At 70.5% G+C, this 25469-nt stretch carries 24 protein-coding genes; 12 read left to right on the top strand and 12 right to left on the bottom strand.

The window, feature by feature from the left end; translation table 11 throughout:
* Positions 1-115: 115 nt before the first annotated feature.
* From ACFZDJ_RS33645 to ACFZDJ_RS33625, 5 genes are all read left to right on the top strand, one after another.
* Positions 116-1378 (top strand): extracellular solute-binding protein, encoded by a 1263-nt coding sequence (locus ACFZDJ_RS33645; protein ID WP_101401625.1) that lies wholly within the window; start codon positions 116-118, stop codon positions 1376-1378.
* Between the two features lie 32 nt (positions 1379-1410).
* Complete coding sequence (locus ACFZDJ_RS33640; protein WP_390934549.1) at positions 1411-2373, top strand: ABC transporter permease subunit; 963 nt, start codon at positions 1411-1413, stop codon at positions 2371-2373.
* Positions 2370-3251: an ABC transporter permease subunit gene (locus ACFZDJ_RS33635; RefSeq protein WP_391064494.1), complete on the top strand. Its 882-nt coding sequence runs from the start codon at positions 2370-2372 to the stop codon at positions 3249-3251. Before ACFZDJ_RS33640 ends, ACFZDJ_RS33635 begins: the two co-directional genes overlap by 4 nt.
* 42 nt (positions 3252-3293) lie before the next feature.
* Positions 3294-6161, top strand: coding sequence for a glycoside hydrolase family 2 TIM barrel-domain containing protein (locus ACFZDJ_RS33630; protein ID WP_391064491.1), 2868 nt, complete (start codon positions 3294-3296; stop codon positions 6159-6161).
* 112 nt (positions 6162-6273) lie between these two features.
* Positions 6274-7089 carry an MFS transporter gene (locus ACFZDJ_RS33625; RefSeq protein WP_391064907.1) on the top strand — a complete coding sequence of 272 codons (816 nt, stop codon included), beginning with the start codon at positions 6274-6276 and terminating at the stop codon, positions 7087-7089.
* On the opposite strand, the gene ACFZDJ_RS33620 is transcribed toward ACFZDJ_RS33625, so the two are convergent.
* The gene (locus ACFZDJ_RS33620) at positions 7040-8320 is read right to left on the bottom strand and encodes an MFS transporter (RefSeq protein WP_391064488.1); all 1281 of its coding nucleotides are present in this window, start codon (positions 8318-8320) and stop codon (positions 7040-7042) included. The genes ACFZDJ_RS33625 and ACFZDJ_RS33620 overlap by 50 nt on opposite strands.
* Positions 8321-8753: 433 nt before the next feature.
* On the opposite strand from ACFZDJ_RS33620, the gene ACFZDJ_RS33615 reads away from it, so the two are divergent.
* Positions 8754-9242 (top strand): hypothetical protein, encoded by a 489-nt coding sequence (locus tag ACFZDJ_RS33615; protein ID WP_391064485.1) that lies wholly within the window; start codon positions 8754-8756, stop codon positions 9240-9242.
* A 650-nt stretch (positions 9243-9892) separates the two neighbouring features.
* Here the strand turns inward: ACFZDJ_RS33615 and ACFZDJ_RS33610 are convergent.
* The 3 genes from ACFZDJ_RS33610 to ACFZDJ_RS33600 all read right to left on the bottom strand — a co-directional run bounded on the left by ACFZDJ_RS33610 (position 9893) and on the right by ACFZDJ_RS33600 (position 12758).
* Positions 9893-10471: a hypothetical protein gene (locus ACFZDJ_RS33610; RefSeq protein ID WP_391064482.1), complete on the bottom strand. Its 579-nt coding sequence runs from the start codon at positions 10469-10471 to the stop codon at positions 9893-9895.
* The gene (locus ACFZDJ_RS33605) at positions 10468-12186 is read right to left on the bottom strand and encodes a PHP domain-containing protein (RefSeq protein WP_391064478.1); all 1719 of its coding nucleotides are present in this window, start codon (positions 12184-12186) and stop codon (positions 10468-10470) included. Before ACFZDJ_RS33605 ends, ACFZDJ_RS33610 begins: the two co-directional genes overlap by 4 nt.
* A 134-nt stretch (positions 12187-12320) precedes the next feature.
* Positions 12321-12758 (bottom strand): ATP-binding protein, encoded by a 438-nt coding sequence (locus ACFZDJ_RS33600; protein WP_390934553.1) that lies wholly within the window; start codon positions 12756-12758, stop codon positions 12321-12323.
* 114 nt (positions 12759-12872) lie between these two features.
* On the opposite strand from ACFZDJ_RS33600, the gene ACFZDJ_RS33595 reads away from it, so the two are divergent.
* Both ACFZDJ_RS33595 and ACFZDJ_RS33590 read left to right on the top strand, forming a co-directional pair.
* Positions 12873-13700 (top strand): Scr1 family TA system antitoxin-like transcriptional regulator, encoded by an 828-nt coding sequence (locus tag ACFZDJ_RS33595; protein ID WP_390934554.1) that lies wholly within the window; start codon positions 12873-12875, stop codon positions 13698-13700.
* Positions 13697-13960, top strand: coding sequence for a DUF397 domain-containing protein (locus ACFZDJ_RS33590; RefSeq protein ID WP_391064475.1), 264 nt, complete (start codon positions 13697-13699; stop codon positions 13958-13960). The genes ACFZDJ_RS33595 and ACFZDJ_RS33590 overlap by 4 nt, the downstream gene beginning before the upstream one ends.
* Here ACFZDJ_RS33590 and ACFZDJ_RS33585 read toward each other — a convergent pair.
* From ACFZDJ_RS33585 to ACFZDJ_RS33575, 3 genes are all read right to left on the bottom strand, one after another.
* Positions 13882-15219, bottom strand: a complete 1338-nt coding sequence (locus ACFZDJ_RS33585) for an MFS transporter (protein ID WP_391064471.1) — start codon at positions 15217-15219, stop codon at positions 13882-13884. The two genes, ACFZDJ_RS33590 and ACFZDJ_RS33585, sit on opposite strands and share 79 nt — an antisense overlap.
* Positions 15216-15857, bottom strand: a complete 642-nt coding sequence (locus ACFZDJ_RS33580; RefSeq protein ID WP_391064468.1) for a helix-turn-helix domain-containing protein — start codon at positions 15855-15857, stop codon at positions 15216-15218. Before ACFZDJ_RS33580 ends, ACFZDJ_RS33585 begins: the two co-directional genes overlap by 4 nt.
* 71 nt (positions 15858-15928) lie before the next feature.
* Positions 15929-17023 (bottom strand): alanine racemase, encoded by a 1095-nt coding sequence (locus tag ACFZDJ_RS33575; RefSeq protein WP_391064465.1) that lies wholly within the window; start codon positions 17021-17023, stop codon positions 15929-15931.
* A gap of 131 nt (positions 17024-17154) precedes the next feature.
* Between ACFZDJ_RS33575 and ACFZDJ_RS33570 the strand changes: the two genes are divergently transcribed.
* Positions 17155-17751 (top strand): WHG domain-containing protein, encoded by a 597-nt coding sequence (locus ACFZDJ_RS33570; protein ID WP_391064462.1) that lies wholly within the window; start codon positions 17155-17157, stop codon positions 17749-17751.
* Positions 17744-18604, top strand: a complete 861-nt coding sequence (locus ACFZDJ_RS33565) for an alpha/beta fold hydrolase (protein ID WP_391064459.1) — start codon at positions 17744-17746, stop codon at positions 18602-18604. Before ACFZDJ_RS33570 ends, ACFZDJ_RS33565 begins: the two co-directional genes overlap by 8 nt.
* A gap of 21 nt (positions 18605-18625) precedes the next feature.
* Here the strand turns inward: ACFZDJ_RS33565 and ACFZDJ_RS33560 are convergent, their stop codons facing one another.
* Positions 18626-19135 (bottom strand): CAP domain-containing protein, encoded by a 510-nt coding sequence (locus tag ACFZDJ_RS33560; protein ID WP_391064456.1) that lies wholly within the window; start codon positions 19133-19135, stop codon positions 18626-18628.
* A gap of 272 nt (positions 19136-19407) precedes the next feature.
* Here ACFZDJ_RS33560 and ACFZDJ_RS33555 point away from each other — a divergent pair, with 272 nt between their 5' ends.
* Positions 19408-19776, top strand: coding sequence for a hypothetical protein (locus tag ACFZDJ_RS33555; RefSeq protein WP_391064453.1), 369 nt, complete (start codon positions 19408-19410; stop codon positions 19774-19776).
* Here ACFZDJ_RS33555 and ACFZDJ_RS33550 read toward each other — a convergent pair.
* Together ACFZDJ_RS33550 and ACFZDJ_RS33545 are read right to left on the bottom strand one after the other, a co-directional pair.
* Positions 19773-20564 carry an isocitrate lyase/phosphoenolpyruvate mutase family protein gene (locus ACFZDJ_RS33550; RefSeq protein ID WP_391064451.1) on the bottom strand — a complete coding sequence of 264 codons (792 nt, stop codon included), beginning with the start codon at positions 20562-20564 and terminating at the stop codon, positions 19773-19775. The two genes, ACFZDJ_RS33555 and ACFZDJ_RS33550, sit on opposite strands and share 4 nt — an antisense overlap.
* A gap of 31 nt (positions 20565-20595) precedes the next feature.
* Positions 20596-21054: a hypothetical protein gene (locus tag ACFZDJ_RS33545; RefSeq protein ID WP_391064448.1), complete on the bottom strand. Its 459-nt coding sequence runs from the start codon at positions 21052-21054 to the stop codon at positions 20596-20598.
* Positions 21055-21161: 107 nt separating this feature from the next.
* Here ACFZDJ_RS33545 and ACFZDJ_RS33540 point away from each other — a divergent pair, with 107 nt between their 5' ends.
* Positions 21162-22562, top strand: a complete 1401-nt coding sequence (locus tag ACFZDJ_RS33540; protein ID WP_391064445.1) for a hypothetical protein — start codon at positions 21162-21164, stop codon at positions 22560-22562.
* Here the strand turns inward: ACFZDJ_RS33540 and ACFZDJ_RS33535 are convergent.
* A complete protein-coding gene (locus tag ACFZDJ_RS33535) occupies positions 22507-24219 on the bottom strand; it encodes a DUF2264 domain-containing protein (RefSeq protein ID WP_391064442.1) in 1713 nt (570 codons plus the stop codon). The two genes, ACFZDJ_RS33540 and ACFZDJ_RS33535, sit on opposite strands and share 56 nt — an antisense overlap.
* Before the next feature lie 78 nt (positions 24220-24297).
* Positions 24298-25344, bottom strand: coding sequence for a GDSL-type esterase/lipase family protein (locus ACFZDJ_RS33530; protein WP_391064439.1), 1047 nt, complete (start codon positions 25342-25344; stop codon positions 24298-24300).
* Between the last annotated feature and the right edge of the window lie 125 nt (positions 25345-25469).

The following is a 25469-nucleotide window of genomic DNA, read 5'->3' as shown; positions in this document are numbered from 1 at the left end:
ACAACGCTTCGAACAGACTTCGTCCAACCCCTTGCCGAAGCCTTAACAGAAGGTTAGCGTCCCGCACCGCACAGCGATTTCGAGCCGCAGCCGTACAAGAGACAAGGACGTCACCATGTCGGCAATGAGCAGCAACTGGGACCGTCGATCCGTCCTGCGGGCCGCCGCGGGGCTGGCCGCGCTGGGGCCGCTGGCCGCGTGTGGAAGCAACAACGGGCGGTCCGGGGGCGGGAGTTCGGGCAAGTCCATCAAGCAGTACTTCCATGCGTACGGGGAGGCCGGCGTCGAGGACGCCCTCAAGCGGTACGCGAAGGGCTATGACAAGGCCGCGGTGAACACGCAGTGGATCACCAGCGCGGACTACGAGAGCAAGCTCTTCTCCGCGCTGCTCACCGACAACGCCCCCGACGTGTTCGAGTTCCACCCGCAGATCCAGCTCATCAAGAGCGGTCAGGTGGCGGACCTGAGCGACATCATCGATCCGGTCAAGTCCGACTTCAACCCGGCCGACATCGCCTCGCACACGGTGGACGGGAAGATATACGGCGTCCGGATGATCGACGACCCGCAGTTCTTCTTCTACCGCAAGTCCGTGCTGGAGAAGGCGAAGATCCAGCCGCCGACCACGCTGGACGAGCTGATCGAGGCCGCGGCGAAGCTCACCACCGGCAAGGTCAAGGGCCTGTTCATCGGCAACGACCTGCATGCCGTCATCAACCCGCTGATCTGGTCGTCCGGCGCCGACACCCTCGACGCGAAGAACCAGATCGCGTACCACACGGAGGGCGTCAAGGAGGGCATCAAGAAGATGCGCCGGCTGTTCACCAGCGGCCACCTTCTCCTCGACGCCCCGACCGACTACTGGGACCCCTCCGCCATCGTGCAGGGTCTGACCCCCATCCAGTTCTGCGGTATGTGGGCCATGCCGGTCATGCAGAAGGCGCTCGGCGACGACCTCGGGATCTTCCCCTTCCCGAAGGTCACCGACTCCGGCAAGCAGTCGGTCGTCAACGGCGGCTGGTCGATGTTCGTCAACGCCAAGGGCAAGAACGTCGACCTCGCCAAGGAGTACGTGAAGTGGCTGTGGATCGACCAGAAGAAGTACCAGGAGGACTTCGCGCTGTCGTACGGCTTCCACATCCCGCCGCGCGCCTCGATCGCCGCGTCCGCCACCAAGCTCAAGACGGGCCTGCCCGCCGAGGGCGTCAAGCTCTTCAACGACTTCGGGCACTTCGACAACATCGGCTGGACCCAGGCCATGATCACCGCGCTGGAGGACGTCTTCGCCAACTGCGTCCGCAAGAACGGTGACCCGGAGGCCGAGCTCTCCAAGGCCGACACCACCGTCAACCGCGAGCTCAAGAAGCTCTTCGGATAGGCCGGGACGGAGACAGACGGACGGGTAGCGACATGTCGACCACCACCACGCGCGGTGTCGCGCGCCCCGCCTCGGCCAAGGCCTCACCGGCCGGGCCGCGGCGGGGGCTGCGGGGCAGCAGCACCTTCAACTTCTGGCTCTTCACGAGCCCTTTCCTCATCGGCCTGACGGTCTTCGTCTATGTGCCGATCGGCTGGAGCCTCTGGCTGAGCTTCTTCGAGGCGCGCTTCACGGTGACGCCGAGCAAGTTCGTCGGCTTCGACAACTACTGGCAGATGCTGCAGGACAGCAAATTCACCGGTTCGCTCGTCACCTTCACCGTGTTCGCCGTCTTCATCGTGCCCGCCACCTGGGCGCTGTCGCTGGGTCTCGCCCTGCTGGTGAACCGGCTGCGCTTCATGAAGGCGTTCTTCCGCTCCGTCTTCTTCCTGCCGACCGCGTGCAGTTATGTCGCCGCCGCGCTGATCTGGAAGATGTCGGTGTTCAGCGGTGTCCGCTTCGGCCTGATGAACACGATCCTCGGCTGGTTCGGCGTCGAGAACATCGCCTGGCTCGCCAACCCCGATCCGCCCTGGTACTGGCTGGTCATCGTGACGCTGCGGCTGTGGCTGCAGGCCGGTTTCTACATGATCCTGTTCCTCGCGGCGCTGCAGAACATCCCGCCCGAGCTGTACGAGGCCGCCGCCATCGACGGCGCCAAGCCCGGCTGGCAGACCTTCCGCCACATCACCCTGCCGCAACTGCGGGCCACCTCGACCGCGGTGATCCTGCTGCTGGTCATCGCCGCCTACCAGGCCTTCGACGAGTTCTTCAACCTGCTGGCGAAGACGACCTGGGGCCGGCCGCCGCTCGTCGAGCTGTACTACACCGCGCTGGGCGAGAGCCAGGACTACGGCGAGGGCAGCGCGGGCGCGGTGATCCTCACCCTGCTGATCCTCATCGTGACACTGGCGCAGGGCAAGTTCCTGGGCTTCGGAAGGGGTGACGACAAGTGACCGCCACCGTGCCTCCAGTCACTCCGGTCGACAAGCCACGCCGTATCAAGCGCGGCAGCGTCATCGGCAACACCGGCCTGTACGTCTCCATCGGCGTCGCCGCCCTGCTCTTCCTGGTCCCCTTCTATCTGATCGCCCGCAACGCGCTGTCGACGGACCCCGAAATCACCGGCGAGAACTGGAAGTTCTTCCCCACGAACCCCCAGTGGGGCAACTTCACCGAGCTGTTCCACGACACGACGGTCGATTTCGGCCGTTCCCTGTTCAACTCGGCGGTCGTCGCCGTCCTGATCACCGTGGGCACCCTGCTGGTCTGCTCGCTCGCCGGCTACGGCCTGGCCCGTATCCCGTACAAGCACGCCAACAAGATCTTCTACATGGTCCTGGGGACCCTGATGGTGCCGCCCGCCGTCACCTTCGTCCCGAGCTTCGTGCTGGTCTCCTCGCTGGGCTGGGTGGACAGTTACCGCGGGCTCGTCATTCCGGTGCTCTTCAGTGGTTTCGCCTGCTTCCTCTTCCGGCAGTACTTCCTGGGGTTCCCCAAGGAGCTGGAGGAGGCGGCGCGCGTGGACGGGCTCGGCTACTGGGGCGCGTACTGGCGCATCGTCGTACCGAACTCCCTGAACTTCTTCGCCGCGATCGCGACCATCACCTTCATCAGCGGCTGGAACGCCTTCCTGTGGCCGCTGGTCATCGGCCAGGACCCGAGCGCCTGGACCGTGCAGATCGCGCTCTCCTCGTACATGACCAACCAGGTCGTCAACTTCCACCTGATCTTCATGGCCACCGCCATTTCCATCCTGCCCCTGGTGTTCGTCTTCCTCTTCCTCCAGCGCTGGCTGGTGCAGGGGGTCGCGCAGACGGGCATCAAGGGCTGATCGACAAGCCAGACGGGCACCAAGGGACGATCTAGGAGACCGATGTCTTTCCGCACGACTACCGCCATTGACTACGTCGAGGACGTCTCACCGGGCAGTGGGGCGCTCCCGCCACGCGCCCGTTACGCGTCCTCGGACGCGCGGTCCTTGTCACTGAACGGCAGTTGGCGCTTGCGTCTGTCCCCCACCGCCGACGCCGAGGACGACTCGTTCGCGGCGGAGGGGTTCGACGCCGGGGACTGGGCCGAGGTGTCCGTCCCCGGCCACTGGGTCCTCCAGGGACACGGCTCACCGATCTACACCAACCACCTCTACCCGTTCCCGGTCGACCCGCCGCGCGTGCCGACCGGGAACCCGACCGGCGATCATCTGCACACCTTCGACCTGCCGTCCGACTGGCCCTCGGACGGCGGGGCGGTGCTGCGCTTCGACGGGGTCGAGTCCTGTGCCCGGGTCTGGCTGAACGGCACGGACATCGGGGAGTTCAAGGGGTCGCGGCTGCCGCACGAGTTCGCGGTCGGCCATCTGCTCAAGCCGGGCGGCAATGTGCTGGCGGTCCGTGTCCACCAGTGGTCGGCGGGCTCGTACCTGGAGGACCAGGACCAGTGGTGGCTGCCGGGCATCTTCCGGGACGTCACGCTCCTGCACCGCCCGGCGGGCGGTGTCCTCGACTTCTTCGTGCACGCCTCGTACGACCACGTCGAAGGCCTCGGGACCCTGCGCGTCGACTCCGACGTCGACGGCCGGGTCACCGTGCCCGCCCTCGACATCGATGTCGCGACCGGCGAGTCGGTCACCGTCCCGGTACGGCCGTGGACGGCCGAGACACCCCACCTGTACGACGGTGTGCTCGCGACCGAGGGCGAGCGCGTCCCGCTGCGCGTCGGCTTCCGCACGGTCGCCCTGGAGGACGGCCTGATCAAGGTCAACGGCACGCCGCTCCTCTTCAAGGGTGTCAACCGGCACGAGTGGCACCCGGAGCGGGGCCGCGCCCTCGACCTGGAGACCATGCGCGAGGACGTGCTGCTGATGAAGCGGCACAACATCAACGCGGTGCGCACCTCGCACTATCCGCCGCACCCCGCCTTCCTCGACCTGTGCGACGAGTACGGCCTGTGGGTCGTCGACGAGTGCGACCTCGAGACGCACGGCTTCACCGAGCAGGCCTGGCGCGACAACCCCGTCGACGACGAGCGCTGGACCCCGGCCCTGCTCGACCGCGCGGCCCGCATGGTCGAGCGCGACAAGAACCACCCCTCCGTCGTCATCTGGTCCCTCGGCAACGAGGCCGGCACCGGGCGGGGACTGACCGCGATGGCCGAGTGGATCCGCGGCCGGGACGGCTCACGGCTCATCCACTACGAGGGTGACATCGACTGCCGTGACACGGACGTCTACTCGCGGATGTACGCCGACCACGCCGAGGTCGAGAGGATAGGCCGCGGGTTGGACGGCGGCACCCACAAGCGCCGCGGACTCCCCTTCATCCTCTGCGAGTACGGGCACGCCATGGGCAACGGGCCCGGCGGGATCGCCGACTACCAGCACCTGTTCGAGTCGTACGACCGCATCCAGGGTGGCTTCATCTGGGAGTGGATCGACCACGGCATCAAGGACGAGCGGTACGGGTTCGCGTACGGCGGCGACTTCGGCGAGGAGTTGCACGACGGGAACTTCGTCTGCGACGGCCTGCTCTTCCCCGACCGGACCCCGTCCCCGGGCCTCGTCGAGTACAAGAAGGTGATCGAGCCGGTCCGGATCGTAGGCGACGCGGCGGACGGGACCGTGCGGGTCACCAACGGCTACGACTTCGCCGATCTCTCCGCGCTGGCCTTCGAGTGGTCCTACCAGGTCGACGGGGAGACCGTCGAGGCCGGCGTCCTGTCGGTGCCGGAGCTCGCCCCGGGCGCGTCGGCCGACGTGAAACTGCCGGACCCGCCGGCCGACTCACGGGACGGGGAGACCCAGTGGACGGTACGGGCGACGCTCGCGGCCGACACCGCGTGGGGACCGAAGGACCACCTGGTGGCCTGGGCGCAGTTCCCGCTCTCGGCGCGGCCCTTGACCGTCGTGGCGCAGAGCGACGGTCCGGTCCTCGGCGAGGGGCAGATCACCCTGGGCCCGGCGGCCTTCGACGCCCGTACGGGTGCGCTGCGGTCGATCGGCGGGGTCGATGTCAGGGGGCTGCGCCTGGACGTGTGGCGTGCGCCGACCGACAACGACAACGGGGCGGCCTGGCAGCCGGATCTGCGCTACGGCCCGCTCTGGCGCGAGCTGGGCCTGCACCGGATGCAGCACCGGCTGGAGTCCGTGGAGTTGGGCGACGACGCTCTGACCGTACGGAGCCGGGTGGCGCCCGCCGCCCGCGAGGTGGCCCTGCGCACGGTCCACCGGTGGACGTCCGACGGGACGCGGCTGCGACTGACCGTCTCCGTGGCGCCCGAGGGCGACTGGACGCTGCCGCTGCCCCGGCTCGGGATCAGGCTGGGGCTCGCGGGCTCGGTGGACGGCGCCAGGTGGTTCGGCGGCGGCCCCGGCGAGGCCTACCCGGACACCAAGTCGGCCTCCATGGTGGGACGTTGGGAGTCGACCATCGACGGACTCCAGACGCCGTACGTCCGTCCGCAGGAGAACGGCGCCCGGGCCGACGTCCGCTGGGTGGAGATCGGCGGGCTGCGGGTCGAGGGCGAACCGGAGTTCTGGTTCACCGCGCGCCGCTGGACGTCGGAGCAGCTCGACGCGGCCGAGCATCCGACCGATCTGAAGGCCGGTGACACGGTCTGGGTCAATCTCGACCACGGGCAGCAGGGCATCGGCTCGCAGTCGTGCGGTCCGGGCCCGCTTGAGCAGTACCAACTGCGGCCCGCGCCAGCCGAATTCACGTTCCTCTTCTCGGAGATCCATGGCTGACCCGCTCACGAAGACCGCGGCCGGTCGGCACGGGGGTCTGGGGGTGTCCCCCGGAAAGAGGTGCAGCCGACCGGCCGCGGTCGCGTCGTGTATCGGATTCGTCCTCATCGGCATGCTGCAAGCGCTCTACGGCCCGGCGGTCCCGGGCCTGCGCGCGCAGTACGGCCTCTCCCCCTCGGCGGCGGGCCTCGGTCTGAGCCTGCACTTCACCGGTGGTGTCGCGGGCGTCCTCGCCTTCAACGCGATCCACTCCCGGATCTCCAACAGGGCACTCCTGTCGGCAAGTTACGCGCTGATGGCGACGGGCGGCGCGGGCTTCGCGCTCGCCCCGAACTGGCCGCTCGCGCTCACCGCCGCCTTCCTCGGCGGCCTCGGCTGCCGTACTGGCTGGCGGCGGCCTCACCGCTGGTGGGGCTGCTCGCCTATCTGGGCGCGCGGCTGCTGTGGCGCTGGAGCCTCGGCCACTACTCCGGGGTCAACGGCTGACAACGGGTGGCGCCGCGGAGCCTGCCATGACGAGAGCGGGGCCCGGACCTGTGACCGGTCCGGGCCCCGCCCTGCGTCTCGAGGAGATCGTGTCGCCCTAGGGGCAACTGATGCGGGTGTCCCCGCTGTCCGTGGTGCAGGTGTCCGTGCCGAAGTGCCCAGGCCGCAGGTGGTGCCGGTGGCGGAGGTCGTGGTGCTGTTGGTGACGGTCACGGTGTACGTGGCGCGGTCGCCGATGCCGACCGTGGTCGTACCGGACTTGGTGACCGACAGGTCCACGCCCCGGGGGCGGCGGCGGGGTACCGGTACCGCCGAGGTAGCGGGCCATTTCGCGGTCCTCGTCGTCGCCGCCGAACGCGACGATCCTGCCGTCCGGCCACCGGGCGAGCTGGTCAGGCAGCGCCCGCCGGGCGCTCCGGACGGGGCCGCCGCACCGGGGTGAGCAGAGCCAGTACGGCGACGAGCACGCAGCAGGCACCCGCGACCACGCCCACCACCGCCGTGCCGTGGCGCCCCGCGGCCCAGGTGAGGACGGCCGCACCGGCCGGGGCCGCCGAGTAGTGCAGGGTCCAGAACGCCGAGGTGACCCGCCCGAGCAGATGCTCCGGAGTCACCTCCTGCCGCAGCGACATGGAGCACGTGCCCGCCACGCTCCCGAAGCCCAGGAAGACCGCGGTCAGAGCGGCGACGGCCGGCACGCTGCGGGCCCAGCCCACGCCCGCCAGCGCGCATCCGCACACCGCCACCGACCCGATCCAGGTCGGGCCGAAGCCGAGGCGCCTACGCACCCGGGCCACCAGGAGCGCCCCGGCGATCGTGCCGAGCGCACCGGCCGCGAACACGGTGCCGACCGCGGCGTCGTCGCAGCCGAGATCCTGCTTGAGGTGGTAGATCAGCAGGTCGTTCAGGCCGAGGGTCAGGAAGCTGAAGAGGGACAGCAGGACAGTCAGCACCCGCAGCACCGGGTGCCGGACCAGGAAGGACACCCCGGCGAGCAGATCCGTCCGCAACCGCCGGACCGCGCCCGCTCCGGCCGCGGCTCCCGGTGCGGGGCGTGTACTGCCCTTGAACCGTACGAAGCCGACGCAGACGGCCGACACGCCGAAGCTCGCCGCGTCCACGCCGACGGCGGCGGCCGGGCCGAACCACGCCGCCACCAGCCCCGCGCACACCGGACCGGCCACCCCGGCGGCCGCCGCGGTCGCGTTCAGCCTGCCGTTGGCCTCCGTGATCCGCTCGACGCCGACGAGGTTGCGGACGACGGTGACGTAGGCGACGGAGAACAGCATGCCGACGGCCTCGCACAGCGGCAGGACCACGTAGAGCAGCCAGATCCGCGGTCCGAAGACCCAGACCAGCGGAATGACCGCGTACAGCGCCATGCGCACCAGGTCGCAGGTCACGAGCAGTTTCCTGCGGTCCACCCGGTCGACGACGACCCCGGCGAAGACCCCGGCCACGACCGACGCCGCCCCGCCGACGGCCGTCAACAGACCCATCTGCGCGACGGATCCGGTCGCGTGCAGCACGAGCAGCGGCAGGGCGATCAGGGCGAAGGAGTCCCCGAGGACCGAGAGGGTCTGCGCGACCCAGAAGACACCGAAGTCCCGGTCCCGCCGCAGCGGCGCCTTCCGGGCCGCCGCACTGTCGTGTCGTGACTCCCGTATCCGCATGTCGGTATCTTGCTTCAGCCGTACGGGAGTTACCCCTCCTTACGGGGATGGCCGGGCGATCGCCGGTCAGTGGTCCGCACAGCACGGTGCCGGGTCCGGGACCGGCTGGTGAACAGAAACGTACCCCAGCGCCCCTGTCCGGCCGCTGCGTCAGAGGACGGCCCGGGCGGCACCATGTCCGAGTCCGTTACCAAGACCGGCACCATTTCTGCGGAGTTTTCAGCCAGCGGGGAGTCGCCATCGGCCACAACTACTCCCATGACATCAGCCGGAACAAGTACGGCCACCTGCAGTACGGCTCGTGGGGGTACAAGCTGACCTGGAAGCGGTACCGTTCCGCTGGTGGTAGCAGCTGTGGTGGCGTCGAGATCGCTCATGGGTCGGCGACGCTGCCCACGTCCGAGACTGGCTGGAAGTACTGGGAAACCTCGTCATGACCTATTCGAGCCCGCGGACATGGCTCACCGGATGCGCTGTGGCGGCTTCAGCAGTCCTGCTCGCCTCGTGCACGTCAGGCAGCGGTGACGGCAAGGCCTCCAAAGACCCCTCATCGCCCGCAGCGAGTGGGTCGCAGACGGCAACAGAGCCGTCCCAGAAGAAGCTCACCGAGCAGGCTCAGGCGGCCCTGACCGCCGTCCACGGCGGGAAGATGGTCGAGGCCGGCGCGGAGCGGGTGATCGACGGCATCCACACCGAGCCGAGCCTGAGCGAGGGCAGGACATACAGGCTCAACCTGGTGTGCGTCGGCAACGGCAGTGCGCGGTTGACCTTCACACCGGCGAGCACCGGCACACAGACCAAGGTGCCGTGCGACCAGTCAGTGGTCCAGCAGCGGATCACCGTGCACAAGCCGGTACGCATTGATGTCGACGGCGCCAAGGGGTCCACCGGCGTGATCGCCTGGCGGATCGACACCATCTGATCCGGGCCTACGGGCGCCCCCAGCACAGCTGCTGGGGGCGCTCAGTCCGTCCTCGTAGCGGTGAAGTTGCCCCCTTGACCATGAACACCTGCGGGAGGAATATCCTCCTCCTGATAAAGGAGCTGTGATGCTGCGGTTCATGGACTGGTCCGTGGTCGCCATGGGGTGCGCGCTGGTCCTCACGAGTCTCGGCAGCCGGTGGTGGGAGCGGACCACGGTTCGGAAGGGACAGAGTCCCGATCAGGGCATGCGATTCTTTCGGGCATGGCTCCCCCTCCTCATGGGCCTGGGGTTGATCAGCGCCAGGATGCCGAGTCTGCTGCTCGCGCCCCACCCCATCATCATGATCATGGACACTCTCAACGGCGTGCTCTGGGTCACGGTGCTGATCTTGGCCCTCCGGGCGGGGCATCGCGTCTCTCGGGCACGGAGTCCTCGCACCCTCGATCGACGGCAGCGCTGACGGCAACGAGCGCGGAAGGCAACGGCACCCGGCAACTGGTCGCGGAACCGCCAAGGGCGTGTCTGTCATTACTTCGGGCGTCCTCTGCCACGGGGGTGGTGCTGCCGGCGTGGTGACAGGGGGAGCAACGTCGGCTGGAACCGTCACCACACGGTCCAGCCGACTGCCCTCGATCGTCCTCGTCGGGTCAGTGGTCCGCGCAGCACGGCGTCGGGTCCGGGACCTCGAACGGGACCAGTGTGCCGCCCGCAGCCGGCATCGCGGCCAGAACCAGTCGCCCTTCGCGCCATTCCGGTCGTACGTGATCGCGGGTGACGATCCGCTGATCCGGGGCGGGACCGTCGGGCGCGCCGAGGACGACGATCCGCTCGACCGCGGAGACGGCCAGCAACCGGGCGACGGTCACCGTCCCGGTGAGGGCGTCGACCCCGGCGTACCGGACGGCACGGCCCCCGGTACGCGCGAGGTGCTCCGCGGCGGCGTGCGCGGCACCGGTGGCCAGCTCGTCCGGACCGTGCCGCTCGGCGCCCAGAGCGGCGCCGAACTCCCTTTCCGTGAGCGCCCGCCAGGCCGCGCGGGCCACCCGCTCCGAGGGCGTGGAGAAGGACAGCGCGGTGTGCCGCCGCCCCTCCCGCACATGGTGCGTGCAGCCCACCACCCCCTCGTCCAGGCCGAGTTCGGCGGCGAGGTCGAGGAGAAGATGGTCGGCTGCCCGCAGGGTTCCGGACAGACCGGTGTCGACCCCGACCACGTACCGTTCGGTCACGACGGCAGGACCCACACCGGGTTGGAGTAGAACCACAGGTCCTTCCACGGGTCCGCGTCGCCGACGACGTCCACGGCCGGGCCGGCCGGGTCGACCGCCGCGCCCATCAGACCGGTGGCGGAACGGTTGCCGTCGGTCCCGCGCAGCCGGACGTACACCGGGCGGTCGACCGCGCCGAGGGAGTACGACAGACGCACCACGCCCGTGGACTTGTTCACCTCGTACGACCCGACGACCTTCGCGGTCGGCGCGGTGAAGGTGTCCTGGTCCGCGACGGCGCCCGTGACATCGCCCTGAATGACGTCCACACGGGCCAACTTCGGTACGAATCCGGCCCAGTTGGGCCCGTCGGCGAGCGCGATGTCGACCGTCAGCGTGACCTTCTGTCCCTTCTTGACGTGCAGCGCGCCGCCGAGGGTCGCCCAGCGGTTGCCGCCCGCCACCCGCGCGTCGAGGCCGCTGATGAGCTGCCCGTGGTCGACCCACACGCGCCCGGCGCGGATGCCGTCCATGACGGCGGCGTACGAGAAGCCGTCGGCACCGACGTGGGTACGGCTGTACTGGCCGGGCCAGTAGTCGCCCTGGGTGAGGTCGATCTTGCCGCCGTAGACCGGGTCGGTGTGCCTGCCGTTGGCGGTGAAGTCACTGTCCGGGCCGCCGCGGACGGCCGTGTCCGTGTACACCTGGTGGGAGTCGGAGTTGGCGGTGATCCACCAGGGCTTGCCCTCGGCGAGAAGGCTGTCCCACAGGCCGCCGACCGTGGCGGTCATCCAGTCGAAGCCGCCCCAGGTGCGGTAGCTCTCCAGCGGGTAGCCGGCGAAGGAGTCGGCGCTCGGGTTGTTGTCGTAGATGCCCCGGGCCCGCCCCATGCCCAGCGGCGTCGCGATACCGCCGCCCTGGTGGCCCGGCGCGCCCTCGAATCCGACGGCGATCTGCCGGCCCGAGCCCGTCGCGTCGCGCCAGCCGCGGATCTCGTGCGGCGAGTCGACACCGCGCCGCGCCGGGTGGTTGGCGAGCATCAGCGCGTCCTTGACCTTGCGCCGCTGCACCTGCTCCGCGAGGAAGTTGAGGCCCGCGACGGCGAGCGCCTCGTTGGCGGGAGACGACCCGCTGGAGCCCGTCACCGCGCCGTCATAGGACGTCTCGAACGCCTTCAGAACGCTGACCTCGTTGTTGCCGGGGTGAACGAACACGGTGCCGTGCTCGGCCCCCGGAATGTTCCACTCCAGCCCCTGGAAGACGAGCGTGTCCTCGTACTTCTCCCGGGCCTCCTTGATGTCCGGGTTGACCTTGTCGACACCGATCTTGGCGTGCGTCTCACTGCCGTGGTCGGTGATGACCATCCAGTCCAGACCGTGCCGGGCGCCCTGCCGGACCTGGTCGCCGACGCGGTACTTGCCGTCGCTGCTGTACTGGGTGTGGATGTGGTGGTCGCCGGACAGCCAGAGGAACCCGTTCCGTCTCCCACCGCTCGTGGCGCTGGAGGCGTACGCCGGTGCCGCCGCCCCCTGCGCGAGGACGCCACCGGCGGCCAGTCCCGCGCCGAGCAGCCCCGCGCGGCGCAGCAGCGAGCGGCGCGACTGCTGCTCGGGGGTCAGGGCCTCGTCGGGCACGGAGGGGTCGAACGCTGCGGGCAGCGACTCACTCTCGTGGTCGTGTCCGTGACCGTGGCTGTGGTCGTGCTGGTGACCGTGGTGGTGATGCCCGTGCCCCATGCTTGCCTCCTGAGTCGTGCGCCGCGAGTGCGAGAGCGCGCCACGAGGAGATTCGGTGCGGAACGTGAACGCCGGACGGCGGGCGCGTGATCGGCGGGCGATGGGGGTAAGTCGACTCACCACTCCCACCTCAACTACCCACCCAGGCCCACCCGTAGCTCCGCCCACACCACCTTGTGGGCCATCCCGATCCGGGGCTCCACACCCCACCGCTCGGCCAGCGCCGCGACGAGCACCAGCCCGCACCCGCCTTCGCCGTCCGGCTCCCGCAGCACCGGCAGCCGCTCGGTCCGCCCGTCGGCGACCTCCACGCGGACGACGCCGTCGCGCAGCACCAGCCGTACGCGGAAGCTGCGCCCGCGCACGCTCCCGTGCCGTACGGCGTTCGCGGCCAGCTCGGCCACGACCAGGCTCACGTCTTCGCCGGCCTCACTGTCGTAGGCGAACCCCCACACGTCCATCCGGTTCGCGACCAGCCGCCGCGCGAGCCGGGCGCCTCGCGGCGTGCTGCTGAAGAGTTGCGTGAACGTACGTACGGTGACCGGTTCTTGGGCCCGGATGTCTCCTTGCATGGGTCAACGGTCCCGGGTGTCACGGGCGTCGACCAGCGACGCCACTCGTACGCCGGGTTCTGTAGGGGTTCACGCTATGGACAGTACGAGTCACTTTCCGTGACCATACCCGGCATGACCAACAGCACCACGAACGAGCCCGAACCGTCGGACAGCCTGAAGACGTTCGGCCTGGTCCACAAGGCCTGCCGCAAGCGGGCAGGTCTGACACAGGAGGAGTTCGCTCCCCTGGTGGGGTACCAGCCGTCCACGGTGGCGTCGATCGAACAGGGGAGACGACTGCCGCCGCGGGCGTATGTGGAGCGGGCGGAGGAGGTGTTGGATGCGTTCGGTGTGCTGCGGGCGGCAGCGAAGTATGCGACGCGGCAGCCGGGGTTGGCGTCCTGGTTCCGTGAGTGGGCGGAGCTGGAGGAGCAGGCGATCAGTCTCTATACGTTCGAGAACCGGCTCGTGCCGGGTCTGCTCCAGACGGAAGGGTACGCACGCACTCTCTTCAACGAGAGGGTGCCCGTGTTGACGGACGCTCAGATCGAGGCTCAGATCGCCGCCCGCGAGGACCGTCAGCGGCTGCTCGTCGAGCGGCCGAACACGGCGTTCAGCTTCATCGTCGAGGAGCACATCATCCGCCGCGGGACCGGCGGCCTGCATGTCACGCGAGGGTTGATCGACCACGTCCTAAGGGTCACGGAACTACGCAACGTACAGCTGCAATTAATGCCCATGGCGCGCGATGTCCACGCAGGTCTCGACGGCCCCATCCGGCTGCTGGAGACTCCGGAGAACGAGTGGTTCGGCTACTGCGAAGGCCAACGGAGCGGTCAGTTCATCGCTGACCCAAAATCGATCAGTGTGCTCCACATGCGCTATGCGAAACTACGTTCACAGGCTCTCACCCCGGAGGATTCCAGGAGCCTGCTGGAGCGGACGCTAGGAGCGCTATGAACACCACAGAGCTGACCTGGTTCAAGAGCACCTACAGCGGCAGCGACGGCGACGACTGCGTCGAAGTAGCCCTCTCCTGGCGCAAGTCGACGTACAGCGGCGACAGCTCTGGCGACTGCGTCGAGATCGCCACCTGCCCCACCACCATCCACATCCGCGACTCCAAGCACACCTCGGGCCCTCAACTCGCCCTCTCCCCCACCACCTGGACCGAGTTCGTGGAGTTCGCCGCCCGCGAGGGCGTGGATCGGTCCCGCTGAATCCACAGCACGGCGCCCGCCAGCAGCGCGGTGCCGCCCAGTAGCCACGGCAGTGGCCCCGCCGGAAGCACCCCGACGACCAGACCACTGAGCGCCCCCACGAGTTGGAGGGCCAGGGACTGGACGGACAACGCCGTGGCGCGCCCGGCGCTGGGGACACGGCGGTGCAGGAGCTCGTTCTCGCTGGGCGCCGCCGACCCGATGCCGAGGTAGACGAGGGCGTAACCGCCGGCGGCGAGGACCGTGGCGAACGGTGCCGTGGACACCGCCGTGGCGCCGAGCAGAAGCAGCCCGCTCGCCCCGGCGCCAAGGCTCACCATGACGGCGCGCCGCCCGCTGCCCGCGAGCCGGGCCGTGAGCGGAGCGAGGTGGCTGCCGACGCCGGAACTGACGAAGCCGAGGCAGGCGATGACGGCGTAGAGGACGGCGCCGGACTCCGAGGCGCCGGTGAGGGCGGCCGCGCGGCCGGGGGTGAGGAGTTCGAGCGCGGCGAGGGCGCAGCCGACGGCCCCGGCGCTGAGGAACACGCGCCGTACGAGGGCGTCCCGTGCGCCCAGCCGCAGTCCGCCCACGACGGTGGCCGGGATGCCCTGAAGGACGTCGCGGAGGGTGGTCTTCGCGCGGGGCGGCTCACGCAGGGCGGCCAGGACGTACAGCACGAAGACGACCTCCACCACCGCGCCGAGGAGCAGCGGAACGGAGAGGGGCAGCACGAGCCCAGAGGTCGCCGAGTCCAGTCGGGCCCCGAGGTCGGGGCCGAGTCCGAGGAGCCAGGGCAGGGCGCCGCCGAGGAGCGTGCCGGTGGCGAGCGCGGCGGAGGTCGCGGAGCCGCCGCGGGCGAGTCCCGTGCGGAGTTCGGCGTCGGGGCCGGTGTGGGCATGGACGGTGTCGACGTACCAGGCTTCGGCCGGGCCGCTGGACAGGGCGCGGGCCGTGCCCATGAGGACCATGCCGAGGGTGAGGACCCAGGCGGTGGTGCCCAGGGCCTGGAGGGTCAGGGCGGTCAGGTTCAGCAGGCCTGCGGCGGCGAGGACGGCGCGGCGGCCGAGTACGTCGGAGAGTCCTCCTGTGGGCAGTTCCAGCGCGGCGGCGGTGAGGGAGTGGGCGGCGAAGAAGCCCGCGATGGCGGCCATGGTCATGCCCCGCTCGGTGAAGAGCAGGATGAGGGGAGCGATGGTCAGCCCCGCGGGCAGCCAGAAGAGGGCGCAGGCCGTGACGTAACGGCGGCGGGCGGCAGGTAAGTCCAGCGACGTGGTCATGACCCGGAACCGCCCTCGGTCCCCGACCCCGCCCTACCCGGCTCCACGTCGGGCCCGCTCGGGGCCAGCGGCAGCCCCGCCGCGACGAACACGACCCGCTCGGCCCGCGGATCCTCCGCGTCACGCGCGGCCAGTTCCTCCAGCTTCCGGTCGATCATCTCCCAGAGTTCGGAGAGCGACTCGGGAGTCAGACGGGGCATCAGGTCAGTGATCCCGGACGGCTCGACCCACTCCTGGCCCAACCGCCCTTCGGCGACGTCCGCTTCGTACCGTACGAGCGACGCCTCCAGGTGCTCGACCTGGCGCCTGCGCGACAGACTCACGAAGTCGCGGCTGGCCGGAGAGTCCTCCATGGCCTTGTTGCTCCACGAGGTCACGGAGTGCACCGCCCGCCAGCGGCGCTCCCGCCCGTCCCGGTGCGCGGCCTCGGCGACGAACGCGTACTTCGCCAGAACCCGGAGGTGATAGCTGGTGGACGCGGACGACTCCCCGGTCCTGACCGCGAGTTCACTCGCGGTGGCCGGGCCGTCCTGCCGCAACATCCCGAGCAGCCGGATACGCAGAGGGTGGGTGAGGGCCTTCAGAGCCCCGGCGTCCCGCTCGGGATCGAGTACGCGTTTGTGCTCGTCGCTGACCATGACCGGAGGTTAGAACGCCCCGGACACTTTACAAAAGTATTTTTGCAGAATTTATTTGGCAATCATGGCGATCAGGTGTTGGCGCCGCGTGCCGCCACCCGCCAGCGGTCCAGTTCCACGCCCTGGCGGGCGATCACCAGCTCGTCCGCGAGGTTCACCGGCTGGCAGACGTGGTTGGGGACGACGGCGAGTACCGCGCCGAGGCGGGGGGCGGATACGCCCTCCGGGAGGTGGACCACCGCGTGGTGCTCCCAGAGGGCGGTGATCGTGGCCTCGGGATACTGCGGGAGGTAGCCGTGGCCGGTCACCCACGCGGAGCGGTCCGCGCCGAGGACCTTGCTGCCCGCGTCGAGGACGAAGCGGTCCGGGACGGGGACGCTGATGACCGTCGAGGCGGCCGCCAGGGCCAGGTCATCGACACCGCAGCAGCCCATGGCCAGTTGCTGGGCGTCGTTGAAGACGTAGACGCCGGGACGGAGTTCGTCGACCGGGCCGGGGCGCCAGCGACCCGCCGTCGGAGTCGAGCCGCCGCTCAACACCCGGGGTTCCAGGCCCAGTTCACGCAGGGCCTCCGCCGCCTCGGACAGGGCACGTTCCTCGTCGCGGGCCGCCCGCTCCCGGGCCTCGGGGTCATGGCCGTATCCGTGTCCGGGGAAGGTGAACGCGCCGAGCACGCCCAGCCCGGCGTCCGACGCGGCGCGGGCCACCTGTCCCGCGTCCGCGGCCGGCACCCCGGTCCGTGCCGTCCCGCAGTCCACCTCGACCAGCACCTCCACCGGGCGGTCGCTCCCGCGCACCGCGTCCCCGAGCCGCCGCGCCGCCTCCACCGAGTCGACGCCGACCCGCAGCGCGACCACGTCGGCCAGTCGGCGCAGGCGCCGCGCCCTGCTCTGGTCCGGCCAGAGCGGATACGCGATGAACAGGTCGTCCACGCCCGCCGCCGCGAACGCCTCCGCCTCGCTCAGGGTCACCACCGACAGCCCGCGCGCACCCGCCCGGAGCTGCCGCCCCGCGATCTCCGCGCACTTGTGACTCTTGGCGTGCGGCCGGAGAGCGAAGCCGCCGGTTCTGGCGGCCTCGGCCATGCGGGCGATGTTCCGGTCCAGTACGTCGGCGTCCACGACCAGCGCGGGCGTGACGAGCCCTTCGGGCAGTCGCTCAAACATCACTACGTCCTCCCCAGTCCGCTACAGCCTCTCACTCCCCACATGCCTGTGTATATTAGGTCTCCGCCTAGGACTCCTAGGAAAATCGGACCAGGCAATCCAGACAAGCCAGCGCTCCAGAGGTGGTCCCCATGGCCCGTGCCGGGCTCACGACCGACCGTGTCGTCGCGGCCGCCGCCGATCTCGCCGACGAGGTCGGGTTCGAGAACGTCACCCTGTCCGCGTTGGCGCGCCGGTTCGGGGTGAAGGACGCGAGCCTGTATTCGCACGTCAAGAACCTGCGGGAGCTGCGGACGCGGGTCGCCCTGCTGGCCTCGGGCGAGATGATCGACGGGATCGCGATCGCGGTCGCCGGGCGGGCCGGCAAGGACGCGCTCGTCGCCTTCGCGGGCGCCTACCGGACGTACGCACTCGCACACCCCGGCCGCTACGCCGCCACGCACACGTCGATCGACCCCGTCGTCGGCGCCGCGTCCGACGCGTTCCGGCGTACCGCCGAGATCACCTACGGCATGCTCCACGCGTACGGCCTGTCCGAGCCGGACCTCACCGACGCCGTACGGCTGCTGCGCAGCACCTTCCACGGTTTCTGCGCTCTGGAGGCGATCGGCGGCTTTCACGCCGCCAGGGACGTACAGACCTCGTGGGAGCGGGCCCTCAACGGCCTGCACACGGCCCTGGAGCACTGGCCACGGAGCGGCGAGCGAAAGGAAGAGGATCATGCTTGACAGGCACTACGAGGGGCACTGCGACGTGCACTACGACGTGCACTACGACGTGCGGGGCAGCGGGCCCCTACTGCTGCTCATTCCCGGCGGGGCCGGTCATCCCATGGGGCTGGAGGGCGCCGTCGCACGCCTTTCCGAGCGGTTCACCGTGGTGACGTACGACCCGCTCGGACTGTCCCGCGGCCCGCTCGACGGGCCGGTCGAAGACCAGCGGGTGGAGGCCTGGAGCGACCGCGCCCACCAGCTGCTCGACTCACTCCTTCCGGACGGCGAGTCCGCCTGCGTCTTCGGGAGCAGCTCCGGCGGGATCGTCGCCCTCGACCTGCTGGCCCGGTACCCGGAGCGGCTGCGGCGCGTGGTCGCGCACGAGCCGCCGAGCATCGGCGTGCTGCCGGACTCGGCCCGGCAGCACGCGATGATCACAGAGGTGTACGAGATCCACCGTACGGAGGGGGTGGCGGCGGCCACGGCCCGGCTCAGCGCCGGTCTGGAGGGCCGGAGTTGGGAGCCCGGTCCACGCCCCGCGTCGACTGCCGCCGACGGCGGCGCGAGCACGCGGAGCGGGCAGAACATGCCGGACTCCCGAGAGACGCAGAACACGCCCATGGACATCTTCCTCGGCCGCGTCCTGCGCCCCTTCACCTCCCATGCCCTGGACCTGGACGCCCTGAAGGGTCTGTCCTCCCGGCTCACGCTCGGTGCCGGACGCGACTCACGGGGCCAACTCCCCTTCCGCACCGCCGCCTTGCTCGCCGAACTCACCGGCAGCGACTTCGTCGAGTTCCCCGGGGGTCACCTCGGCGTCCTCCAGCACCCGGTCGCCTTCGCGGACCGGCTGGCCGAGGCGCTCTGAGTCGCCCGGCAGAGGGAGGGATCAACCAGGCGCCGCGAAGAGCTGCACTGTGTACTTTCCGCTGACGGCAACGCCGGTGTCCTTGAACGAGCAGTTGAGGATGTTGTCCTTGTGGCCCTTGCCGCTGGTCATCCAGCGGTCGACGACCTGCTTGGCGCTGGTGTCTCCCCAGGACATGTTCTCCGCTGACGGCCCCGCGTTGTAGCCGGCGTCCTTGATGCGCTGTTGGGGCGAGGAGCCGTCGGAGCCAGTGTGCGTTGTGATGTTGTTCTTGGCGGCGTCGTCCGCGAAGACCTTGGCGGCGTGGGTCAGCTGCGCGTTCTCATGGAGGGCGGGGCAGTTGACCTTATCGCGTTCGGCGTTGACCAGTTGCAGGACCTCGCCGGGCGAGGTCTGCAGGGCGCGCGGCGGGGCGGCGGGCACGGTGGCCGTCGCCGCGGCGCCTGCGGCGGCCGCTCCGGTGAGCACCAGCAGAGGGGCCGCACACGCGGCAACGCAGACACGACGTATTCGATTGCTCTTGGTTCGCACGGGATTCCCTTTCGTCAGGGGCGGTCGGCAGCTCCCCGACATCGCGTGCGACGCGACGCGAGGAACGTGACGGCACCCTCCCCGCCCTTGGCCGTCACCAGCCCGCGGCCTCTTTCGCCGCTCGGGTGAGGGGCATGACAACGCCTCCTCGTACAAATCCACCGTAAGCCCGACCACGCGCGCTCACGACTCGGGCGGCCCGCGGGCGGCGCCCCGGGACGAACACGCCATCGGAACCGCTCTGTTGAGAAATCGCGTCATTATCGGCGTCCGTGCCCGCATCGACGGCTCCGTCCGCCCCGGAGTCCGCGTCCGCACCGACCTCCGAGGCTCCCGACGACCCGCTCGGAGCGGCCCTGCTGAAGTCCGCCGCACTGTCGGGCACCGAGGTGGACGGCTTCCAGATCACCGCGTTCCCCGCGAAGCCCGACGGGGGCGCCACCGCCCGGCCCACCGCCTGCCGACCGCTGGAGAACACGCGCACCGCCGCCCCCGCCCGCACCACCGCCAAGACCGCCGTCGTGATCGTGCGCAGCGGCGCCACGGTCGTTCTCTTCCACACCGCGAGCGGCACCGGCTCCTCGGCCGACGTGCCGGAGGCTCTGGTCTCCGCGCAGGTCAAGAAGCTGAAGCAGGCCTAGGAGGTGCCGCGGCGGTCCTTCCCCGTGGAACCCTGCGCGCTGAGTGCCTGCACCTCGTCGTACGTCGGCGCGGTGCCCCGCGGCGGGCGGCCGGAGCGGACGTCCGCCATCGCGTCCAGCGCCGCGCCCAGGGCCCGCCGGTAGAGGTACGAACCCAGGCTGATCCTGCGTACGCCGAGGGCGGCGAGGTGGGAGACGGGCGGGCCCGCGGGTGAGTAGAGGATGTTCAGCGGTACGTCGAGGGTCTTGAGCAGGGCGGTGACGCGGTCCGGGTCGGTCAGTCCGGGCACGAACACGCCGTCGGCGCCCGCCTGTTGGTAGGCGTCGAGACGGCGGACGGTCTCCCGCTCGTCCGCGCCGTCGCCGAGCCAATGGGTGTCGGTGCGGGCGTTGACGAAGAGGTCCGGTACGGCCGCCTTGACCGCCGCGATCTTCGCCGCGTGGAGGTCGGCGGGGCCGAGGCCGTCTTCCAGATTGATGCCGACGGCTCCGGCGGCGGCCAGTTCGCGGGCCAACTCGGCGACTTCGGACGGGTCTTGGCTGTATCCGTCCTCGGCATCGACGGACAGCAGGTAGGGGGCGCCCCCGAGCTGCCGGGCGAGCCGCACGGTCAGGTCCCGGGTCGCCGCGGCCCCGTCCGGCAGTCCGGCCGCCGCGGCGACACCAAGGCTCGTCCTGCCGATCGCCGCGAAGCCCTGAGCGGCAAGGAGCGCGGCCGAGGCGTGGTCCCAGGCGTTGGGCGGCAGGAGGGGCGCGTCGGCGTGGTGGAGCGCGGCGAAGGGAGTCATGTCGGCCTTCCGATGCGGGAGCGGCGGGCGATCACGTCAGCTTGCCGACAGCATCGGCGTAGTACGTCGATCCCTTGAGGTGTTCGGCCAGTTGACGGAAGCTCCACCCCTCTCCCGGGGAGTCGTCGAGCTGGTCCTCGGTCAGCGTGTCGAGCCGGTTCGCCCAGATACGGGCGAGACGGGTGAGCCGACTGCGCGCCTCGTCCAGGTCCTTGCGGGTGAAGGGTGCGAGGTCCGCCTGCGTCGTGCTCGCCGACGCGTGCCAGTGGTCGGGCAGTGGCTCCTCGCCCACGAGCCGGGCCTCCAGCTCGGCCAGGTGGTCGAGGAGATGGTCGGCGACACGGCGGATCGCCTTGTGCGGGGTGTAGACACGGTCGTCGACATGGGTGGGCCTGCCGTCCCAGGCGGTCCAGGTCGCCGCCAGATCGAGGACGTGGTCCACCAGGGCGACGACGCCTTCGGCCGGTTTCCGGGGTGAGGAGTTGTCCATACCGCGAACGCTAGACGCGCGATCCTTCGGCGCCCGCCGAACCGTATCCGTCCACCGCGCGCCGAGAAACGCGGCAACCTTTCGCCGTGCGGCGGCGACCACCCGGCATGACCAACGCAAGACCCACCACATCGCACCGCCGCCGCCACGTGGCCCGTAAGCCGCTGGCGGCCGGACTCGGGGCCGTCGGTGTCCTGGCCGGTGCCTGGTACGCGACCGCCACGCCGACGACGACCACGACGGCCGCCGCCCCGCGGCTCGCGGCCGTCACGAGCACCACGGTGAACCTGGCCGCCAAGTTCCCGTACCTGTCCGCGGGGTACAACAACACCCGCGAGTGGACGCGCACCACGACCGCCGTCGCCCCGAACGGCACCCTCCGCGTGGCCTGGCCCGCGTCCGACGGCGTCCACGTCACCCCGCTGACGGCCGCCGGGAAGCGCTCCGGCGCCGACACGGTCGTCAAGGGCGCCAAGGAGGTCGGCGGCCTCGTCGCGCACAACGACGGCTTCGCGCTGCTGACCCGCGTCTTCGACACCAACAAGTGGAAGGAGACGGCGGCGGCCCTCATCCGCTACAAGAACGGCACCCAGGCCTTCCGTACGAAGCTCACGGGAACCGCCTCGCACGACACGGCCCCGCTGCTGGACGGCCAGCTCACCTGGAACGGCACCAAGTACGGCACGTACTTCGTCGTGCACGGCGCGGGCGGCTTCGCGGACGGCCACTTCGGCGACAAGCTGAGCTACGTCAGCGCCAAGGGCGCGAAGCTGACGGGCGGCTGGAGCTGGGGGTGCAGCCACAACGAGGGCATCGCGCTGCACGCCGAGACGACCGGCGCGTTCACCTCCCTGTGCTTCGACGACTGGCGCTCGGGCCTGTTCGTCTCGACGGGCATCGGTGCCCCGGACAACGCGCCCGCCGTGCAGCGCGAGCAGTGCTGGGCGGGCTACTGCGGCGGCACGTTCGCGGGCCGCACCGGCGATCTGGTGAAGTCCTCGACGGGCCGGTACGCCACCGCCTTCGCCTCCCGGGGCGCCGCCTCGGCCGCCAAGAACCCGGCCGACGCGAGCGGGCGCGGCTGGACGGTGAAGCCGAAGACGTCGACCCACCAGGTGGCGGTCGCCTTCCTCAAGAACCGCAACACCCCGGCGGGCAAGCCGGTCTACCTCACCAGCGCCGCCGGCACCGAGAACGTCAACGTCCACATAGCCCCGTACGGCAAGGACCGGCTCCTCGTCTCCTGGGAGTCCCTGAAGAACGCCAAGTGCTCGTCCGGCACCTGCACGGGCACGTTCACCGGCACCCACCTGCGCCTGGTCGACTGGAACGGCGCCCTCAAGACGCCGGACAAGGTCGTCCAGGCGCGTATCTCCGGTGATATCGCGACCCTCAAGGACGGCTCACTGACCTGGGCGTACGCCCCCGTCACCCCGTCCTACGCGAGCGCGCTCACCGGGGCTTCACCGACCACGACGACGCTGAAGGTCGCCCGTCTGAAGCCCTGAACCGGAAGCGCGTCGAGGGGCCCGAGGGCCAGCTCACGCGGACGTCGTACTCCCCCTGCTCCTCCCCCTCCACGTCCACGGACACCGATTCCGTGAGGGGCAGGGGGTCCGGCTCGCCGGTGAGCCGGGCGAGGGCGACGAAGAGGGTGGCGCCGGGGCCCGTGACACCGGCGGAGTCCAGCAGGTTGTGTACGGGGAGGAGTTCGGCATGCACGCCGTCGTCCTCGGGCCACCCCGTGACGCGCACCGCCGTCCCCGGGTCCGCTCCCGCCACCAGGTGGGCCCGCACCTCCACCGCTCCCCGCGCGACGACCAGGTTCACCACCCGCGCTCCCCCACCCGCCGTGTGCCGGGACGCCACCCAGCCATCCCCCGCGCCCAGTGGTTCGATGTCCGTCCGGCTCGCATCGTCACCGACGATCACGCTGTTGTCGTACGACGCCGAGGGCGCGGTCGCGGTCGAGTACGCGAGCCGCGTGTAGTAGGGGTCGTAGCGGACGTCCTCGCTGCCGTGGTTGTGGAGTCGGACCAGGCCGTCCGAAGTCGTGCTCTGGAGCAGCCAGTTGGGCGGTCCGACGGGGGTGACGGCGTCGGCGCGGTCGGTCGGGCCCGCCTCCTCCCGCGCCGTCCACACCTCGTGGTCCGGTGGGAGGAGCAGGCCGACGAAGGCCTTGCTCGCCCAGTACGGGGAGGCCGGGCCCGAATAGCCCTGGAGGACCGTCTCGTCGGGGCCGTGCCAGCCGAGGGTGAGCAGGCCACGGTCGTCGGCCGCGCCCCGGTCGAGGAAGTGACGCAGCGCGCCGGACGCCAGGCGTCGGGTCTCGCCCGGCGACAGCGGCGTACGGCCGGTGAGGGCGCCGAGCCACAGCGGGGCGGTCGTCGCGAAGCGGTAGGTGAGGGAGCGGCCCTGGCGCATCGGGGCGCCGTCGCCGCCGAACAGCCGGGCGTAGTCGGCGAGATGGCGGGAGAGCCGGCCGCCGTACAGGTCGAGAAGCCGGGTGTCGTCCGCGAGCCAGGCGTGCAGCACCGGGTACAGGTGCATCGCCCAGCCGTTGTAGTAGTCGAAGGCGCGGCCGGGCCCGTCGGTGTACCAGCCGTCGCCGACATACCACTCCTCGATCCGCTCCAGGCCCCGGTCGATCGCGGCCCGCGACGCCTCGGGCTCGTGGCCGATCTCCGCCAGGAAGCCGCCGACCGTCACCGGGAACAACTCCCAGTTGCAGGCCCAGGGTTCGGCCGTGAGCGCGTCGCCGAGCCAGGCCGCGGCCCGCTGCCGCACACCGTCGTCCAGGCGGTCCCACAGCAGCGGCCGGGTGAGCCGCAGCGCGAGGGCGATCGACGCGGCCTCGACGAGGGGCTGGCTACGGTCCTCGACGCGCGGCCAGACACCGGCCGTACCGGCGGCGAGTCCGTCGGCGTAGCGCTCCAGGGCCTTCTCGTCGCGGCGGAAGGCGGCCAGGAGCAGGGTGCGGGCGTAGCCCTCCAGGCCGTCGGAGAGCCGGCCCGACCAGCTCGTGTGCTCACCGGGGAGGTGGTAGAGGGCACCGTTCTCGGTCGCGTACGGGGCGACCGCGGCGAGCAGGGAGTCGGCCGCCGCCTCCCAGTGGGCGCGGCTGTAGCCGGTGTACGGGCTGAGGGTGCGGTCCTCGTCGGGCATCAGTGGCGCTCCGTGGTTCGGCGACTCGGTCGGGTGGTACCTGGGGCGCCCCGGTTCCGGACGGGACGCCCCAGGAGTTCATCCCACCCTCACCTGGCGCTCTGGCACCAGATGCTGGGCGAGGAGTTCGTCGCGGACGAGGCCCGCGTAGACCGTGGCGCCGTGCACGGAGGTGTGCGTGTTGTCCCGCTTCTCGTTGTAGAGGTAGATGGCCTTGGAGCCCTCGACGCCCAGCGACTCGACGAGGGCCTTGGTCCTGGCCGTCAGGTCGATGAGGGGCACGTGCTCGGCGGCGGCGACCGAGCGGATGACGGCCGGATGGTTCACACCGAGGCCGTTGACCAGCAGCGCGGTGTCGTTGTTCAGGGTGCCGTCCGCGTTGAACCAGCGGCGGACGATGGGGGTGACCAGGACCGGGTCGCCGCCCCGCGCGCGGACCCCGGCGACCAGGGTCTCCAGGTTCGCGCGGTACGTCGGCTCGTCCGTCGTCTTGTCGTTGTGGGCGAGCTGGATGAGGACCAGGTCGTGGCGCCGGATGAGCGGCTGGACGGTCGGGAAGAGCGCGGGGTTCTCGAGGTATGTGACCGTACTCTCCCCGGAATCCGCGTAGTTGGCGACCGAGACGCCCTTGCGGAGGTACTGGGGCAGCTGCTGGCCCCAGCCGGAGTAGGGGTCGCCGGGCTGGTCGCAGACCGTGGAGTCGCCGACCAGGAAGATCTGCCGGGTGTGCGGGACGGCCGGGGTCACCTTGATGTCGGCGAGCGCGGGTGCGGAGCCGCCGAGCACCAGGTCCAGGCCGGGGGTGCCGTCGGGGCCGGTCGGCTCGCCCTCGGGGGTGCGCACGTTCACCGTGAAGCTGCGCGTCACGGGCTTCCCGGCCGCCGTGGCGGTCTCGGGCAGCAGTGCGCGGCGCGTCTCACCGCTGACGCTCGTGCTCGCCGCGGCCTCCCCGCCGAGCCGTACGCGCACGTCGTACGTGCCGGGCGCGACGTCGAAGTGGCAGGCGGTCGCGGTGCAGTTCTCCAGGCCGAGGGCGCGGGGCCCTCCGTGCGCCTGCGCCGGCGTGGCCGACAGCGCGGTGGCAGCGGCCAGCCCGGCCACTGCGGCGGCGATGAAACGTCTCATTGCGGCTCCTCCAACAGGACGACAAGACCTGGCGGCAGGACCGTACCGCTCTCCGCAAGCGCTTTCTAGTACTCGACGCGTTTTCACATGATTGCCAACTCCCAAGCAGCGAAAGCCCTTTCGCG

It is taken from the genome of Streptomyces sp. NPDC007896 (assembly GCF_042959425.1).
GTDB lineage: Bacteria > Actinomycetota > Actinomycetes > Streptomycetales > Streptomycetaceae > Streptomyces.
The sequence above is the reverse complement of the archived record's forward strand: the minus strand, read 5'-3'. Positions and strand labels throughout refer to the sequence as shown.